The 2,610-nt window shown below is 48.0% G+C and carries 2 protein-coding genes; both read left to right on the forward strand.

The window, feature by feature from the left end:
• Positions 1-182 precede the first annotated feature (182 nt).
• Complete coding sequence (gene istA, locus BMW43_RS20780) at positions 183-1,718, forward strand: IS21 family transposase (protein WP_177173708.1); 1,536 nt, start codon at positions 183-185, stop codon at positions 1,716-1,718.
• Positions 1,719-1,736: 18 nt separating this feature from the next.
• Entirely contained in the window at positions 1,737-2,471 is a 735-nt protein-coding gene (gene istB, locus BMW43_RS20785; RefSeq protein ID WP_091752464.1) for an IS21-like element helper ATPase IstB, read from the forward strand.
• Positions 2,472-2,610 lie beyond the last annotated feature (139 nt).

The raw sequence follows: 2,610 nt of genomic DNA on the forward strand, positions 1-2,610 counted from the left end.
TGCATATTCCGGTGTGATTCGACCAACGATTCCGGCCACATTCGGCCAGTGAATCCGGAGCTATTCGGCCAACCAATCCGAGCACATTCGGCCAAATAACTGGTGCCACCTCGTGAAGAAACCCTCTACAATGGTCTAAAAGACCATTGCTAGGGGAGAAATTTATGAGGTGTGAGGAACCAGTGAGAATACTAGAAATCCTTCGACTAACTGAAAAAGGTCACCGTCAGCGCGAAATAGCAGCAAGCGTTGGCTGCGCAAGATCCACCGTCGGAGAAGTACAACGACGCTGTCGGGAAGCCGCCCTTTGCTATGAGGCAGCCTCGTCAATGACCGATGATGTCCTAAAAAAGCTCTTGTATCCGGCATACACAGGTAAAAGATATATAAAGTCCGAGCCGGATTATCCATACATCCATCAGGAGCTTCAGAAACACCCAAACTTGAATCTCCGGTACCTATGGGAAGAATACAAGGGTAAAAATCCTGACGGTCTGGAATACAGCCAGTTTTGCGAGCGTTACAACCGCTGGAGAGGCAACACCGGGAAAAACGTTACCATGCACCAGGAACGAGAAGCAGGCAAAGAATTGTTTGTGGACTGGATGGGCGATACGCTACCCTTGGTCATTGATCCATCAACCGGCGAAATGTTCAAAGCCCACTTCTTTGTATGCACACTTGGTAATAGTGGTTTTCCCTACGTAGAAGCTTTTCCCGACGAGAAATTGGACAAGTGGCTATTGGCTCATACACATGCCTTTGAATATTATGGCGGTGTACCACGCATTGTGGTGCCGGATAACTGCAAGACGGCAGTCAGCAGGCCACAATATTATGATCCTGTAATCAATCCCGCTTATTGGGAATTAGCTAAGCACTACAATGTGGCGGTAATACCAGCCAGAATCAGAGAACCACAGGACAAAGCACTCGTTGAAGAGAGTATCCGCTGGCTGGAAACATGGCTGTTGGGTTGGCTCAGAAATCAGCAGTTTTTCAGTTTTGGCGAATTAAATACAGCAATTGAGTACAGGCTTTCAGAACTGGTACGGCGGCCATTCCAGAAACGACCGGGAACAAGGCTTTCGGTATTTAATGAACTAGATCGTCCAGGGTTACGGCCTTTAGCTCTTTCCCCTTTTGAAACTGCCGACATGAAGCTGCGTGCCGTTCCGGACAACTATCACGTTGAATATGACGGTTTCTATTACTCGGTACCCTATACGGCCTACCGACAGAAAGTTACCATACGAGCAACATCGACAAGCATAGAGATATTTGATCAAAACCGTATCCGAATCGCTTCTCATGCCCGGAGGCATTCTGGAAAACGATATATTACCGATCCTGCACATATGCCGGAACATCACCGAAGATACTGGGATTCAAAACAATTTAATGGTAGCCGATATCGTTTTTGGGCTGAGAATATCGGCGAAAATACCTTGTACGTTATCGACAAGATGCTTACTGTCCAAAAGATAGAGGAGCAGGCATACAAGTCCTGCATGGGTCTGCTACAAATGTCTAAGAAGTACAGTCCGGAACGTCTGGAAATCGCCTGTGCAAAAGCAAAAGCTATGAATTCCTGCACCTATACCACCGTTGCTAACATCCTCAAAAATGGACAAGATTTTGTTAAGCCATTCGTTCCAGCTTCCCCGAAAGCTGCGTCAGGACATGAAAATATACGTGGCGCGTCGTACTATGTTTAGGAGGGGAGGTGAAAAAGAATGTTGAACAATCAAACCTTAGAGAAGCTTATATCTATGAAGTTGTCCGCGATGGGAAAAGAATACCGTCGGCAATTGGAAAGTCCTGATACGGTGGCATTGCGCTTCGAAGAACGACTTGGCATGCTTGTTGATGCCGAATGGACCTCAAGGAACAATAGCCGTCTAACCAAACTGTTGCGTCTAGCAAATCTCCGTATTCAAGGAGCATGTCTGGAAGACTTGGATTATGATCCGCGCCGTAAGCTTGATCGCGCTTATGTGGCGAGACTTGCCGACTGCTCTTGGATTAATGAGCATCGCAATCTGATCATTACCGGTTTGACCGGCACGGGAAAGACTTATCTGGCTTGTGCTTTTGGCAACTCCGCCTGCCGTCGGGGGCTGAAAACAAAATACTACCGGGTTAACCGGCTGCTAACCGATCTTGCGATTGGTCGCGGCGATGGTTCCTACAATCGGATGATGCGTGAGCTCAAAAAGACAGATCTATTAATACTCGACGACTGGGGCATGGCCATTCTAGACCCGGTCTCCGGACGGGACTTGCTTGAAGTGGTGGAAGACAGATTTGGATATCGATCCACCGTCATCTCCGGGCAACTTCCGGTCCGAGAGTGGCATGGGCTGTTTGAAGACAGTACAATTGCCGATGCCGTGCTTGATCGGCTCGTTCACAACTCCTATCGTTTCGAACTTTCCGGGCCATCGAAGCGTAACCCGAATGAGCCCTAGAGACTAAAATGAGGATATTACGACTGTAACTACTGAATGATTTTTGTTAAACTGAAAATACTTCACGAGGTGGCCGAATCCGACCGGATTCGGTGCCCGAATGTGACCGGATTGCCGGCCGAATTGGCCGGATTAAGCA

Origin of the sequence: Propionispora vibrioides (genome assembly GCF_900110485.1) — a bacterium.
Taxonomy (GTDB): domain Bacteria; phylum Bacillota; class Negativicutes; order Propionisporales; family Propionisporaceae; genus Propionispora; species Propionispora vibrioides.